This is a genomic window from Cupriavidus sp. P-10 (assembly GCF_003402535.2).
Classification (GTDB): Bacteria; Pseudomonadota; Gammaproteobacteria; order Burkholderiales; family Burkholderiaceae; genus Cupriavidus.
In genome coordinates, this window is record NZ_AP025172.1 from 310,243 (window position 1) to 324,712 (window position 14,470).

A 14,470-nucleotide genomic window follows, 5' to 3' on the forward strand; every position below is an offset into this window, starting at 1 on the left:
GCGGTTCTGAGCCGAACCCGCCTGACTTGAAGGCTGCTACCTCGACCGTCGGAGCCAGTTGTCACGAACGTTCGACACTGAACTGCTGCCGCCTGTCCAACTTCGTTGCGGCACTACGGTGTCGCGTCCCATGCAAAGGAAATTTTTCAAATGACAGTCATCAAAGCTGCCGCAGTCCAGATCAGCCCTGTGCTTTACAGCCGTGAGGCAACCGTGGATAAAGTCGTGCAGAAGATCCACGAGCTTGGTGAGAAGGGGGTGCAGTTCGCTACGTTTCCGGAAACGGTGGTGCCATACTACCCATATTTCTCAGCGGTCCAGACGGGCCTCCAACTCCTTGCCGGAAATGAACATCTCAGGTTGCTCGAGCAGTCCGTGACGGTACCGTCCCCTGCCACCCATGCAATCGGAGATGCGGCCCGCAAGGCTGGGATGGTGGTGTCCATTGGTGTAAATGAGCGTGACAGAGGCACCATCTACAACGCGCAGTTGCTTTTCGACGCAGATGGGACCCTGATCCAGCGCCGCCGAAAGATCACGCCCACGCATTTCGAACGCATGATCTGGGGTCAGGGCGACGGGTCTGGCCTTCGCGCGGTCGACAGCAAGGTCGGACGAATCGGCCAGCTCGCATGCTTTGAGCACAACAATCCGCTCGCGCGCTACGCGATGATCGCCGACGGAGAACAGATCCATTCGGCCATGTATCCGGGGTCAGCCTTCGGCGAAGGCTTTGCCAAAAGGATGGAAATCAATATCCGACACCATGCGCTTGAGTCTGGCTGCTTCGTGGTGAATGCGACAGCGTGGTTGGATCCTGACCAGCAGGCGCAAATCATGAGGGACACGGGATGCAACATCGAGCCGATTTCTGGCGGTTGCTTGACCACTATCGTGACACCGGACGGCATGTTGTTGGGCGAACCTATCCGCTCGGGTGAGGGTGAGGTCATCGCCGATCTTGATTTCTCGTTGATCGACCGGCGCAAGGTGTTGATGGACTCGGCTGGACACTACAACAGACCAGAGTTGCTTAGTCTCCTGATCGACCGAACGGATACCGCCCACCTGCACGAACGCGCCGCGCACGCCGAATCGTTCATTAATCAAGACTCATTCGCCGCGCAACAGGGAGGCCTGAGCGGGCGTCCAGAACGAGGCTTCCCATAATTCGATGTCGAGCGGCAGCGGCGAGCGTTTCGCGACAAATGCCTTGACGTCACTCTCGTCGGACGGCAAACCGAGTTGTGCGAACAGTTCAGCTAAGGAATGGAGTTGTGGTCAGTCTGGGCGAGGCGCTACCAGTACGCGCTGGCTGTAGGTGTGAGGGCGCAGACGTAAGGGGTATGGAAGACTTATCGATGCATCCCCAGCGCACGCTCGATGCAACGCAGGACGTCCGATTCCTGGAATGGCTTGCTCAGAAAGCACGCTACGCCGGCGGCTTGGGCGCGCAGCGCATAGCCTTTCTGTTCGAAGCCCGTCATGAAGATGATTGGTAGGCGAAGCCCGCGCGCCCGCAGCGCATCATTTAGCGCGAAGCCGTCCATCCCCGGCATCTGCACGTCCGTGATGATGCAGTCGATGGCGTCTATTGAACCCGATTGAAGGAGGTCCATCGCGCTCGGATACAACTCAACGGCCAGATCGAACGCGCGCACGAGCCGACCCAAGGCATGCCGCACAGCCGCATCGTCGTCGACGAGTGCAATTACTGGGATGGCATTCACATGGGTCCTTATTTTCATCACCCGATAGCAGGGTTCAAAGCACTATTGTGCGATCTCTGCAGGCAAGTGCCACCGACCCTTCAGAAATTGTGGCGCAATCCCAGCGCGAAAGTCTGGGGATCGGCCCCGGCGCGCACGCCGAGATCGTTGATGGCGAAGTCATAGATCGCATTGCGCGCATTGTCGATGCGGCTGTAGTAAGCATACAGCGCTGTGCGATTCGACAGCGGATAGTCATAGCCGACGGTGTACTGCACCGCACCGGTGTCGGCGCCGCTGCGGAAAAAGCCCACCGTTTCTGTGGAGCCGCCAGTGCCATTGGCGGCGTAGGCCACGCCAATACGGATGCTGCCCGGCCCGAATCGTTGCACCAGCGATGCATACCAGGCATTGCGCTGCAAGTCTCCACTGTCGGTGCGATAGTGGAGGTGTTCGTAGACAGCAGCCAAGCGCGTGCCAGGTGCCATCTGCCACGCCAGCCCTAGCTTGATCGCGTCGTCGTTGCGACCTGCGGCCTGATAGTGCTGGTGCCGCTCCCACGCCAACGTCCCATTGAGCGCGCCACCGTCATAGACGGCGGCAACGGAATAGAGCGCCGGGTTGCGTGGTACGGTGGCCTTCTCCTCTGGTAGACCCCACCCGAGCCACAGGCCCAGCCCGCGCCATGACGGAGAACGGTACTGCAGTATGTTCTTCTGGCGTCGGTCGAACGCACTGACGTTTTCAACATTGTTCGTGCTGGAAGCCGAGCCATTGCCGATCAGCGCCATATATCCGGCCGTTGTCGGGTAGTAGGGGTCGTAGCCCATCGTGGCTTCGGTATAGGGCGTGTGCCAGTGGCCTAAGAAGATCAGCCCGTAACTGCCCTGTAGACCGATGCGTGAGTTGCGGCCGGCAATCTGCCCCTGCCCGTCATCCAGAGACAGGTTGCTTTCCACTTGCCATAGCGCCTTCAATGTGCCGCCGAGCGACTCCTCTCCGCGAAGCCCAAACACGGAGCGATTATTGGTCTGGCGTAGCACGCTGCTTGACGCCGTACCGTCGGTGGCAGTGCTGGCGTGGCTGGCTTCCAGCGCCGTGTTCAGCCGACCATACACGGTGACACTGCCAGCGGCATGAGCCGAAAGCGTTAGCGCCGCGAGCCCAGTTGCAGCGGCGGCGAGCTGGTGCAGGTCAGTTCGTCGCATTATCCGCAGGCGTCTTGCTGGCCACGTTCAGCGTCGGGCCGGGGGCGCCGGTAATCTTCGGCACGCATTCCGAATGGAACCATGCGATGGTGACCGGCTCGCCGGCGATCAGGCGCTTGATCGGCGGCACCACCTGTTCGCCGATCAGCATGCCGAGCAGGCCGACCAGCGCCACCACGGGTGGCGCTGGCGAGCGGACCTGCATTAGCGCATAGATGATGCCGACGAGGATGCCGGCGCCGAGGGAAACAAGATAAAGCTTCATCGGAAAGTCTCCGGGAACAAGAGCATGGGAATCAGTGGCGCGCCGCAGGAGCCGGCGGCAATCCGACGCCCAGCAGGTGCCGCACGCGCGGCGGCTTGTCGCCGACATGGAAGCGCGTCACCTCGCGCTGCAGGTCGGCATCGGCGTGGGGCACGCGCTCGTGCTGGCGCAAATGCTCGGCCCATGATTCGACCAGGAACCACTCCGTCAGCAACTCCGGGTCGGCCGGGTCTTCCATCACGCCCCAGTTGAAGGCCCCGTCGCGCAGCCGTTCTTCGGAAAGCTGGTGCACCGCCCGCAGGAAGGCGTCGCGGTCGGGCGCACGCACGCAGTATTCGATCAGGATCATGACCGGGCCGCGGTCATGCGCGATAGCCGCGGCGCCTTCGGGTTCGGGCCAGTGCCGTGCCGGTCCCAGGTCATCTTCGCCGCGGGGCAGGCGCAGCCGGTGCAGCAGCAGCGCTGCCACCAGCATGCCTGCCGCGGCCACCAGCAGCCCGCCGGGCGTCCCCAATGCCTGCGCGACAAAGCCCCACACCAGGCTGCCCGCCGCCATCGCGCCGTTGAACACCATCTGGTAGACCGCCAGCGCGCGCCCGCGCACCCAGTTGGGAAGGATCGCCTGCGCCACGCCGCCCAAAGTCGTCAGCGCGATGATCCATGCCGCACCCAGGAACAGCAGCAGCAACAGCGCGATCCAGACCGGCGGCGCCACGCATAACCCGGCCATCACCACCGCGGTGGTGCAGGCAGAGAGCAACATCAGCCCGTCCGCGTCCAGGCGCCGCTGTAGCCGCGGCATGACCAGTGCACCGAGGATCGCGCCCAGCCCGACCGCGCCCAGCAGCACGCCATAGAGGCTGGCGCCGCCTTTCAGCAGTTGCCTGGCCACCAGCGGCAACAGCGCCCAGATGCTGCTGCCAAAGGCAAAGTGCACCGCGGCCCGCGCCAGCACGACATGCAGCTTGCTGTGGGCGCGGGTAAAGCGCAGCCCGGCGCGGAACGCGCCGAGGAAATGCTCGCGCAGCGGGTCGGCAGCGCGTGCCGGGCGTTTCCACCACAGCAGCGCGGCGACCACGAAGACATAGCTGAGCAGGTCCATGCCATAGGTAACGGCCGCGCCGAACGCCGCCAGCAGCAGGCCGCCCGCGGCCGGGCCGATCGCGCGGGCGATGTTGACACCCAGCGCATTGAGCGCAACCGCGCGCTTGAGTTCCTGCTGCGGCACCAGTTCGGGCACGATCGACTGCCAGGTCGGCCCCATCAGCGCCGCACCGATGCCGCCAAGGAACGCCATGGCGATCAGGATCTCGATCGTCAGCGCATTGCGCCAGGCCAGCATCATCAGCGTGCCGCTGACCAGCGCCAGCCCGACCTGGATCGCGATCAGGAAGCGGCGCCGGTCGAGGATGTCGGACAGCACGCCGGCCGGGATCGCCAGCAGGAACACCGGCAGCGTTGCCGCGGCCTGGATCGTCGCGACCGCGGCCGGCGACGACGACAGGTCGGTGACCAGCCAGGCGCTGGCCACGTCGCGCATAAAGCTGCCGACGTTGCCGAGGATGGTCGCCGCCCACAGCACGGCAAACGTGGCCTGCGCCAGCGGCGCGAAGGTGCCGCCATCGGCGGGGCGGGAAGGGGAGTGCGTTGCTTGCTCTGCCATCTTGGTCAGCCGTGCCGGGTTGCGCGCTCGCGCAGGTCGTGCCAGGCCACCAGCAGGAAGCCGCCGGCCAGGCCCAGGTGTTCGAAGAACGCGTTGGTCATCATGAAGCGGGCTTCTGGCGGCGCTTCCCAGAAGCGGTTTGCGATGAAGGTCGCGCCGGCCGTGAACGCCGCCAGCGCCAGCGCGCCCAGCCAGCGCCGCCAGCCCAGCAGGATCATGGCGCACGCGCCCAGCTCGAGCACGATGGTGGCGATTGCCAGCGGCACCGGCGGGTTCAGCCCGAAGTGCCGCATCTCGGCCACCGCGCCGGGAAAGTCGGCCAGCTTGAACAGGCCGCCCTGCAGGTAGGCCGCGCACAGCAGCAGCAGGCCTACCCAGCGCAGCCAGCGCATCCAGCGCATCCAGCGCGGCAGCCCGGCGGCACTGGCTGGCGCCAGGGGAAGGGAAGTCATCGGTTCAGGCATGGCCGGTCTCCGTTGGCTGCGGTCGGCAGCAGGTCAGAAGGCCCAGCAGGAACAGCCCAGCGCGCCCCAGAACGTGCTCTCGTCCGAGGTCGGCACGCCCGAGGTCCAGGCTTTGGCATGCGCATGGCCATGGACACCGCACGAACTCGCGCACCCGCACGCCGTGTTCAGCGCCAGCTTGCGCGCTTCCGGCCGCGGCTGGTAGCCGCCGACGTGCCGCACCGGCGACCAGTCCGGCATGGCGGGAGGCAGCGCGGGCGACAGCTTGCTGAAGTCCGAATCGCCATAGACCACCTTGCCGCCGAGGATGGTCAGCACCGAGGTGATGTCCTGGATCTCGTCGCCGGGCACGCTGAAGTAGTCAGAGGACAGCACCGCCAGGTCGGCGAGCTGGCCCGCCTTGATCTGGCCCTTCTTGCCGACTTCCGAAGAGAACCACGTGTTCGCCTCGGTCCACAGCCGCAGCGCGGTCTCGCGGTCGAGCAGGTTGGCCTGCGGGTACATCGCCATGCCGCCCACGGTCTTGCCGGTGGTGAGCCAGTATAGCGACACCCACGGGTTGTACGAGGCCACGCGCGTGGCATCGGTGCCGGCGCCGACCTTGACGCCTTTTTCCAGCATCTTCTTCACCGGCGGCGTGGCCTCGGCGGCGCGTGCGCCGTAGCGCTCGACAAAGTACTCGCCCTGGTAGGCCATGCGGTGCTGCACGGCGATGCCGCCGCCGAGCGCGGCGATGCGGTCGATATTGCGGTCGGAGATGGTCTCGGCATGGTCGAAGAACCAGTTCAGGCCGTCGAACGGAATGTCCTTGGCCACCTTCTCATAGACATCGAGCGCACGGGCGATGGTCTGGTCATAGGTGGCATGCAGCCGCCACGGCCAGCGCTTCTCCGCCAGCAGGCGGATCACGGGCTCCAGGTCAGCTTCCATCGACGGCGCCATGTCGGGGCGCTCGACGCGGAAGTCCTCGAAGTCGGCCGCGGTGTAGACCAGCATCTCGCCCGCGCCGTTGTGGCGGTAGAGGTCGTCGCCCTGGCCCGGCTTGACCTTGGCGGTCCAGGTCCTGAAGTCGTTCAGTTCTTCCCTGGGTTTCTGCGTGAACAGGTTGTACGCCAGCCGCACCGTCAGCTGCCCGTCCTTGTGCAGCTCCTCGATGATGCTGTAGTCCTCGGGATAGTTCTGGTATCCACCGCCCGCATCGATCACGCCGGTCACGCCCAGCCGGTTGACCTCGCGCATGAAATGGCGCGTCGAGTTCTTCTGGTACTCGGGCGGCAGCTTGGGGCCCTTGGCCAGCGTCGCATACAGGATGGTGGCGTTCGGCTTGGCCAGCAGCAGCCCGGTGGGGTTGCCGCGCGCATCGCGCACGATCTCGCCGCCCGGCGGGTTGGGCGTGTCTTTGGTATAGCCCACCGCGCGCAGCGCCGCGCCGTTGAGGATGGCGCGGTCGTACAGGTGCAGGATGAACACCGGGGTATCGGGCGCCACCGCGTTCAGTTCGTCGATGGTCGGCAGCCGCTTCTCGGCGAACTGGTGCTCGGTAAAGCCGCCGACCACGCGCACCCACTGCGGTGCCGGCGTGCGCGCGACCTGGTCCTTCAGCATGCGCATGGCGTCAGCCAGCGAGCGCACGCCGTCCCAGCGCAACTCCATGTTGTAGTTCAGGCCGCCGCGGATGATGTGCATGTGGCTGTCGATCAGCCCGGGGATGGCCCGCCGGCCGTTCAGGTCCACGACCTGCGTCTGCGCGCCGGCCAGCTTCATCACGTCCTGGCGCGTGCCGACGGCCACGAAGCGCCCGTCGCGGACGGCCACGGCGTCTGCCTGCGGGTTGGACTTGTCGAGCGTGGTGAACTTGCCGTTGACGAGGATGAGGTCGGGGGAATTGCCAGGTGTCATGGCGAAGATCTCCGAAGAAGCTGCCGCGCCGAGGGCGGCAGCCGAGGCGATGAATTGCCGGCGGGTGACAGACATACTGTTTGTGAGCTATGAAATCAGCAGGTAATGCATCGACCGGGTCGGGCTGACCGCTCCTTTCCGTCCGCGTCGGGACAGATTGTGAGCGTCGTGCCATTGGCCAACTGGGCCGCTGGCAAGCCGCGGCCGGCCGATGCAACGATCAGCGAGCCGGTACCGGCGCCACCGACTCGTGCGGCGTGGCGGTACGCTGCGCCGCCTTGTGCACCATGGTGTACGCGTAGTCGACGCCCATGCCATAGGCGCCGGAATGTTCCTTGACCAGTTTCATCACGGCGTCATACGTGTCGCGGTGGGCCCAGTCGCGCTGCCATTCCAGCAGCACCTGCTGCCAGGTCACCGGCACCGCGCCGGCCTGTACCATGCGCTGCATGGCATAGTCGTGCGCGTCCTTGCTGGTGCCGCCAGAGGCATCGGCCACCATGTAGATCTCGTAGTTGCCTTCCAGCATCGCGCACAGCGCGAAGGTGGTGTTGCAGACCTCGGTCCACAGGCCGGCGACGATCACCTTGTTGCGGCCGTTGGCCTTGAGCGCGTCGCGGACCTTCTGGTCGTCCCACGAGTTCATCGAGGTGCGCTCCAGTGTCTTCTGTTCCGGGAAGACATCGAGCAGCTCGGGATAGGTGAAACCGGAGAACGATTCGCTTTCGACCGTGGTGATGGTCGTCGGGATATTGAAGATCTTCGCGGCCTTGGCCAGGCCGACGACGTTGTTCTTCATGGCCTGCCGGTCCATCGACTGCACTCCGAAGGCCATCTGCGGCTGGTGGTCGATGATGATCAACTGGCTGTTTTGGGGGGTCAGGACTTCGAGCTTCGGGTTGGACATGGTGTCGATCCTCGGGACAAGGAGTTAGAGATGGACGCAACAGGCCGGGACGTGCACCGGCGCCGATGCCGCAGTTGTCTTGCCAGTGGCGAGGGCAGCGCAACGCGGTCGGAAGCCTAAAGGAAGCACCCACGGTTCGCCATTGGACGATGGTATTAGTCGCATCGACCCCGATTGCACCGAAATTGGTCCATCTCCTCTGCCGGAATGCGCACCTGACTGGCTCGCGGTCGCATGTGCGCTTCCGGTGGAGAGGCCGCCTTGAAGCCATGTCAACTAATACGATGGTATGAGTGTCGCTTCGGTTCGCTGCCTCCGGAGCTGTGCAGCCCAGCGCCAAAGTCCATCACGCCCGGAAGCGGGCGGCCACCAGGCTCAGCCTACTGGCCCTTGCAGCCAAGCCGTCATTCAGTCGAGAAGGTAAGGCGTCGGCAATGCCTGAACTGACGCTTGTTTCGAAGTTATCGAAGAGGAGGGGGATAGAGTGCGAGTTCGATGCAGTCAATTAGATCTTGCTCTGCGAAGGGCTTGCTGAGAAAACACGCGTTGACAGTCGTACGTGCGCGCTCCTCATAACCCGCGTCCACGACGCCACTGATAAAGATGATGGGGGCCGCATGCCCGATGCGCCGAAGGCATTGGGAAAGTTCCAGGCCATCCATACACGGCATCTCGACATCCGTGATGACGCAATTTATGTGGCTAAGCCCTTCGCTTTCGAGGAGCTGGCGGCCACTTGCGAATAGCTCGACTTCGTAGCCCAGTGAGCGAACGAGGCGGCCAATAGCCTGAAGTACCGATTCATCGTCATCAACGATTGCGATGGTGTGGACAGTCACGCGGGTCTCCCTTCAATATGAATGCGATGACCGACGGGGCTGCCACCACTTACGATGAGCATACCTCGCAACGGCATTCATACGAACGCCTTATGGTCTCGTCGTACGTGGCAAGCGACGCGGCACCGGTACAATGCCCGCCGGCAACTTCCAAGCGCCGCCATTTAAGTGACCTAAGGGGCCTTCGGCTCCGCCACCAGCAAGCCTTAGGAGTTCTACGTTTATGTTTTACGCTGGCGCGGAAAGCGGTTTTGACTTGTTCTGGGAAGAAGGTGACCGTTCGTTCGGAAGATATGTGCCGAGGGGCACCGAGCGATCGGTCCTGATGGTCCGGCCTTTAGCGGAGAAGCCTTGTCCAGGTACGCTCTCCAAGTTGGCGCACGAATTCGAGTTGCGCGAGTTGCTCGACGCCGCGTGGGCGGTGTCGCCGGTCGAAATTCAGCGCGCAAGCGGTAGCGCGGCCCTCTTCCTGGCCGACCCCGGCGGCGAGCCGTTGAGCCGTGTTATGGGGACGGCACTGGATGTTGGCGATTTTCTGGATCTCGCCATTGCAATTGCCACCGCAGTCGGCCAGTTGCATCAAAGCGGTCTTGTTCACAAAGATTTGAAGCCTGGGCATATCCTTGTGGCGCCGTGGCATACGCAGGTGTGGCTCACAGGCTTCGGCAATGCTTCGCTGGTTCGACGGGATGTGCATGAGGTCGTAACGGTCAACGACATCGTCGGGACGTTGGCATACATGTCGCCCGAGCAGACGGGTTGGATGAACCGCGCGATCGACACGCGCAGTGACCTCTACTCGATCGGCGTCACGTTCTACCAAATGCTGTGTGGCGAACTGCCGTTTAACGCGAGCGCGCCGAAAGACTGGGTCCATTACCATCTGGCACGCCAGCCCTTGACGCCGGCGGAGCGGATATCAGGCATACCCCGGGTGGTGTCGGATCTCGTCATGAAGTTGCTTGCCAAGTCTCCGGACGAGCGTTATCAGACCGCCGCGGGGCTCAAAGCAGATCTGCAACGCTGTCAAAGTGAATGGCGCATAGCAGAGTCTATCGTAGTGTTCCAACTTGGCCAGTACGACCTTTCAGAAGGGCTTTCGTTTCCGGATCGCCTGTATGGACGGGAAAAGGAAATTGCTGCGCTTTCCGAGGCGTGGGGGCGGGTAAGGGCGACAGGCCGCAATGAGCTTGTCCTGGTGTCCGGCTATTCTGGCGCTGGAAAAACGTCAGTTGTGAACGAACTGCGGCGGGTTATGGTCGAGGACTGCAGCCTGTTGGCATCAGGCAAGGCAGAGTTGCGGGAAAAGACCATTCCCTATGCGACTTTGGCACACGCATTGGGTGGCGTACTGCAACGGTTCGTTTCGATGCCCGTTGAGCAACAGACAATCTGGCGCACAATGCTGGCAAAGGCTGTGGCGTCAGATGGCGCCTTGCTCGCGCCCCTTGTTCCACAGTTAGAACAGATGCTGGGCCGCTATCCCTCCATCTCCGATCTGCAACCCGGGGAGGCGGCGCGCCGGCTCCGAGAGGCGCTTGAAGCGTTGATAGCCGTGCTGGCTCAGTACTCAGCGCCACTGACAATCTTTCTGGATGACGTTCAGTGGTTGGACGAGGAAACGATCACGTTCGTCCAGCGCCTAATCGCGGACCACCGCCTTCCAGGGGTGCTGGTCGTTTGCGCGTACCGTGAGAATGAGGTCGTGGCAGGGCATCCGCTTATGGTCAGCGCGGGAGTGCTTCGCGATGATGGACACCGTGTTTGCGAGATTGAGTTAGCCGATCTTGATGTGGCGAGCCTTGGGCAGATGTTGGCCGATACGCTGCATTGCTCGACGCAAGCGAGCGCACCGCTTGCTCGCCTGGTAAAAGAACGAACTGCAGGCAATCCCTTCTTCGTGATTCAGTTTCTTACCGAACTGGTGGAAGACGGAATGCTAGGATTGGACCATGGTGCCGGCCTGTGGGCGTGGGACCTGGAGCAGATCCGTTCGAAGGGCTTTACGGACAACGTCGTCGAGCTCATGTTAGGTAGAATCGGCCGCCTGCGCTCTGACACGCAAAAGGCCCTGCAGCTTCTGGCATGTTTTGGGAACGATTCCACCCTGGAAAACTTGAATCGCGTTTGGTCTGATCAGGAACGGGCCGTAGTGCCATGCCTATGGGATGCGATTCGGGCCGGTCTGGTCACCCGAAGAGAGAATGTAGTGCAATTCCGGCATGATCGCATCCATGAGGCGGCGTACGCGCTCATTCCAGAAGCTGATCGTCTTCAGTTACATCTTCGGATCGGTCGCCAGCTCGCTGCCCAAGTGCCCTCTGAGGAGTTTGACGACAACATCTTCACTATCGTCGAGCAATTCAATCTTGGCGCGAAGCTCGTCAGAACGCCATCTGAACGTGAGCGCTTGGCTGAACTGAATTTAGCCGCTGCGCTTCGGGCGAAGATGGCATCGGCCTATCCTACTGCACATCAGTATCTCGGCGCCGCGGCCGAGAATCTCGATGATGAGACACGGTTGCGTCGGCATGATTTAGCGTTTCTCATTGCCCAGCATTTGGCGGAATGTGAATTTCATACTGGACAATTGGAGTCCGCAGAAAGACGCCTTGCGCATTTGGCTCGAACAGCTGCTGAGCTACGGCAATTGGCGGTCATCACGCAACTGCAGCTCGAACTGCTGCTTACGGTCGGGCGCCGAGAAGAGGCAGTATCCGTTGGCCTTCAATACCTTGGTCGCGCTGGGGTACATTGGTCTAGCCAACCGTCCCTCGAGGTTGTGAAAATGGAAGAGGAAGCGATGTGGCGGCAGATCGGTACCCTGCCCATTGAGCAGCTCTGTGAGCATCGTTGCATGGTCGAGCCAGAGGTCCTCGGTACGATGCGCGTGCTGGTGGCCCTAATGCAGCCAGCCTGGCATTCGAACGACAACCTTCGCCGGCTCGTGATATTCCGCATGGTCAATCTTAGCCTGCGCTACGGCAACAGCGACGAATCGGCAATGGTGTATGGCTGGCTTAGCATGCTCCTAATCTCCAAGCCAGGGGTAACGTCCGCTGCCTGTGCTTTCGGGCGTGTCGCTCTTGCTTTGGCCGAGCGCAGCGGGAACGAACGGTACACTGCCCGAGTTTTCCAAATTGTTGGTGGCAATGTCCTGCACTGGAGTCAGCCCCTTCACGTCGCGCGCGATGTTCTGGATCAGGCGTTGAAAGTCACGGAAGCCACGCATAATTTTACCTATGCCGCTTACATCCATAGCAATCGCATCACGCACGGGCTGGCTCAGGGTGAAAGTCTGGCAAGCGTGCAAGCAGCCATGGAGCAAGGCAGCATTGCGACCTGGGGTGATAGATATGACCTCGTCAGGGACCGCATCGCCCCGCGCATGCAACTGGTGCGCATGCTACGAGGTGAAACACCCGTTTTCGGCGTTCTTGATTCCGAAGACTTTGACGAAGCGGCTTTCGAAAGCTATCTGCAGGGTGACATCGGTAGGCTTCTGGCAACGAGCTGGTATTGGATTCGAAAAATGCAGGCCCGATACTTGGCGGGCGACTATGCCGTGGCCGCCGAGTGTGCTCACAAGGCGCAAGCCTTAATGTGGACGTCGCCCGCCTACTTTGAACAGGTCGAGTATCACTTTTATGCTGCCCTGGCGATAGCCGCCTGCGTTGGATCAAGGGAAGAGAATCGCGCTGGGGACTCGCTTCGGAAAGTTGCGGAACATCACCGTCAATTGCTTTCGTGGGCCGAACTGTGTCCGAGCACCTTTGCCTGTCGTGCCGCACTAGTCGGTGCGGAGATCGCTCGTCTCGAAGGGCAAAGCCTCCAGGCAATGCATGGCTATGAGTCGGCAATCGCCTCGGCTCGCGACAACGACTTCGTACATGTTCGCGCGATGGCCAATGAGATTGCTGCGCGCTTTTACCTGCATAGCGGCCTCGAAAAGGCATCGCGCGGATATCTGCTCGAGGCGCGGCATTGTTACTCTTATTGGGGTGCTGACGCGAAGGTTTGGCAGATCGACGCCCTGTACCCGAGCATTGCAAATGAATCCCGCTCCGTCCGCTTGTCGGGGACTATCGACACGCCGATCAAGCATCTGGATCTTTCTACCGTTATTGCGGTATCCCAAACAGTGTCCGGGGAAATCAGTCTCGACAGACTGATCGAGATGCTGGTTCGTACAGCCATTGAGCAAGCGGGTGCTTCGCGCGGCGTACTACTCCTGCCCTTGCAAGACGAGTTTCGCGTCGTAGCAGAGGCGCGGGTGGCCGGCAGCGATATCGCGATAAATCACGAGCGCCGAACGCCCTGTTCGGACGATGTCCCGCTGTCCTTGATTTGCCAGGTGATCCAAGGACAGGAGCACGTCGTGCTCGATGACGCGTTCCTCCCGACTGTGGCTGCAAGCGATCCATATTTCCAACGACGAAAGATTCGATCGATTTTATGCCTTCCGTTGTTGAACCAAGCGAAGTTGGTGGGCGTGCTTTACCTTGAGAACGAACTCGCCCCCCGCGTGTTCGTGCCGGCACGTACGGAAATCATCAAGCTTTTAGCGTTCCAGGCAGCCACCGCACTGGAGAACAGTCGCCTCTATGAGGAAAGGAAGCAGGCTGACGACGCACTGCATCGCGCACAAGTCGAGTTGGCTCACGTCTCACGCGTGATGACAATGAGTGCCCTTGCATCATCGATTGCCCACGAAGTAAGCCAGCCATTGGCTGCTGTCGTCGCTAACGCCAATGCGGCAGTTCGATGGCTGAACAGAAAGGTGCCCGATCTGAACGAGGTCGGCGAGGCACTGACAGCCATTGTGGCTCAAGGTCAGCGGGCCAGCGACGTCATCGTAGGCATGCGGTCAATGTTGAGAAAGACTTCTGGGCCGAGGAATACCCTTGACATCAATTCTGTGATCATGCAAACGCTTGGTCTGATCGACGGGGAAGCGAGCCGGCATTGCTGCACCATTGAAACCACGTTGAGCCCGGACTTGCCCCATGTCACCGGGGACCGGGTGCAATTGCAACAGGTCATTCTGAACTTGGTCATGAATGGCTTGGAGGCAATGCGCGCTGAGGATATGCCGCAGCGAATACTGTCGGTTCAGACTGTGTCAAGCCCAGACGGAGTGACGGTGGCCGTGTCCGACCGTGGCGTTGGGCTTGATGAAAATGCAAGGAGCCGCTTGTTTGATGCGTTCTTTACGACGAAACCCGAAGGCTTGGGCATGGGGCTCGCAATCTGCCTTTCGATCGTCGAAAGTCACGGTGGCCAGCTATGGGCTGAACCTCGTCAACCCCAGGGCACGGTCTTCCGCTTCAGCTTGCCCAAGGCAAGAACGATTTGACGATGCGTTGACTCCAAGCAATAGAAGCAATTGAGGGACGGTATGGCTATGGCAAGTGGTGTAACGGGCGGATTCCTGCAACGCCAGTCGGCGTCGACAGGAAAATAGGGCTATTTGAGGAGGAGCCCCCGGCTCCCCCATCTTGCAGAGTGAATCTGCG

At 61.7% G+C, this 14,470-nt stretch carries 11 protein-coding genes; 2 read left to right on the plus strand and 9 right to left on the minus strand.

Features of this window, described 5'->3' with window-relative positions; translation table 11 throughout:
* The first annotated feature begins 150 nt into the window (after positions 1-150).
* A complete protein-coding gene (locus CTP10_RS31450; RefSeq protein WP_116318597.1) occupies positions 151-1,170 on the plus strand; it encodes a nitrilase-related carbon-nitrogen hydrolase in 1,020 nt (339 codons plus the stop codon).
* Here CTP10_RS31450 and CTP10_RS31455 read toward each other — a convergent pair.
* From CTP10_RS31455 to CTP10_RS31495, 9 genes are all read right to left on the minus strand, one after another.
* Positions 1,114-1,257 carry a DUF2789 family protein gene (locus tag CTP10_RS31455; RefSeq protein ID WP_116318598.1) on the minus strand — a complete coding sequence of 48 codons (144 nt, stop codon included), beginning with the start codon at positions 1,255-1,257 and terminating at the stop codon, positions 1,114-1,116. The two genes, CTP10_RS31450 and CTP10_RS31455, sit on opposite strands and share 57 nt — an antisense overlap.
* Before the next feature lie 98 nt (positions 1,258-1,355).
* The gene (locus CTP10_RS31460) at positions 1,356-1,730 is read right to left on the minus strand and encodes a response regulator transcription factor (protein WP_233528028.1); all 375 of its coding nucleotides are present in this window, start codon (positions 1,728-1,730) and stop codon (positions 1,356-1,358) included.
* A gap of 80 nt (positions 1,731-1,810) precedes the next feature.
* Positions 1,811-2,917, minus strand: a complete 1,107-nt coding sequence (locus tag CTP10_RS31465) for a porin (protein WP_116318600.1) — start codon at positions 2,915-2,917, stop codon at positions 1,811-1,813.
* On the minus strand, positions 2,904-3,182 hold the full coding sequence (locus CTP10_RS31470; RefSeq protein WP_116318601.1) for a XapX domain-containing protein: 279 nt from the start codon (positions 3,180-3,182) through the stop codon (positions 2,904-2,906). Before CTP10_RS31470 ends, CTP10_RS31465 begins: the two co-directional genes overlap by 14 nt.
* Positions 3,183-3,213: 31 nt before the next feature.
* The gene (locus CTP10_RS31475) at positions 3,214-4,845 is read right to left on the minus strand and encodes an MFS transporter (protein ID WP_271816118.1); all 1,632 of its coding nucleotides are present in this window, start codon (positions 4,843-4,845) and stop codon (positions 3,214-3,216) included.
* Positions 4,846-4,850: 5 nt separating this feature from the next.
* Positions 4,851-5,309, minus strand: coding sequence for a DoxX family protein (locus CTP10_RS31480; RefSeq protein ID WP_199414776.1), 459 nt, complete (start codon positions 5,307-5,309; stop codon positions 4,851-4,853).
* Between the two features lie 33 nt (positions 5,310-5,342).
* Complete coding sequence (locus tag CTP10_RS31485; protein ID WP_271816120.1) at positions 5,343-7,283, minus strand: amidohydrolase; 1,941 nt, start codon at positions 7,281-7,283, stop codon at positions 5,343-5,345.
* 145 nt (positions 7,284-7,428) lie between these two features.
* On the minus strand, positions 7,429-8,115 hold the full coding sequence (locus CTP10_RS31490; protein ID WP_116323819.1) for a hydrolase: 687 nt from the start codon (positions 8,113-8,115) through the stop codon (positions 7,429-7,431).
* Positions 8,116-8,576: 461 nt separating this feature from the next.
* Entirely contained in the window at positions 8,577-8,954 is a 378-nt protein-coding gene (locus tag CTP10_RS31495; protein ID WP_116323818.1) for a response regulator transcription factor, read from the minus strand.
* Positions 8,955-9,177: 223 nt separating this feature from the next.
* On the opposite strand from CTP10_RS31495, the gene CTP10_RS31500 reads away from it, so the two are divergent.
* Complete coding sequence (locus CTP10_RS31500) at positions 9,178-14,310, plus strand: trifunctional serine/threonine-protein kinase/ATP-binding protein/sensor histidine kinase (protein WP_116323817.1); 5,133 nt, start codon at positions 9,178-9,180, stop codon at positions 14,308-14,310.
* Positions 14,311-14,470 lie beyond the last annotated feature (160 nt).

Excerpts from the sequence above, each read along its gene's own strand:
- CTP10_RS31450 (WP_116318597.1), top strand. The coding sequence starts at position 151 with ATGACAGTCATCAAAGCTGCCGCAGTCCAGATCAGCCCTGTGCTTTAC.
- CTP10_RS31465 (WP_116318600.1), bottom strand. The coding sequence starts at position 2,917 with ATGCGACGAACTGACCTGCACCAGCTCGCCGCCGCTGCAACTGGGCTC.
- CTP10_RS31470 (WP_116318601.1), bottom strand. The coding sequence starts at position 3,182 with ATGAAGCTTTATCTTGTTTCCCTCGGCGCCGGCATCCTCGTCGGCATC.
- CTP10_RS31475 (WP_271816118.1), bottom strand. The coding sequence starts at position 4,845 with ATGGCAGAGCAAGCAACGCACTCCCCTTCCCGCCCCGCCGATGGCGGC.
- CTP10_RS31480 (WP_199414776.1), bottom strand. The coding sequence starts at position 5,309 with ATGCCTGAACCGATGACTTCCCTTCCCCTGGCGCCAGCCAGTGCCGCC.
- CTP10_RS31485 (WP_271816120.1), bottom strand. The coding sequence starts at position 7,283 with ATGTCTGTCACCCGCCGGCAATTCATCGCCTCGGCTGCCGCCCTCGGC.
- CTP10_RS31490 (WP_116323819.1), bottom strand. The coding sequence starts at position 8,115 with ATGTCCAACCCGAAGCTCGAAGTCCTGACCCCCCAAAACAGCCAGTTG.
- CTP10_RS31500 (WP_116323817.1), top strand. The coding sequence starts at position 9,178 with ATGTTTTACGCTGGCGCGGAAAGCGGTTTTGACTTGTTCTGGGAAGAA.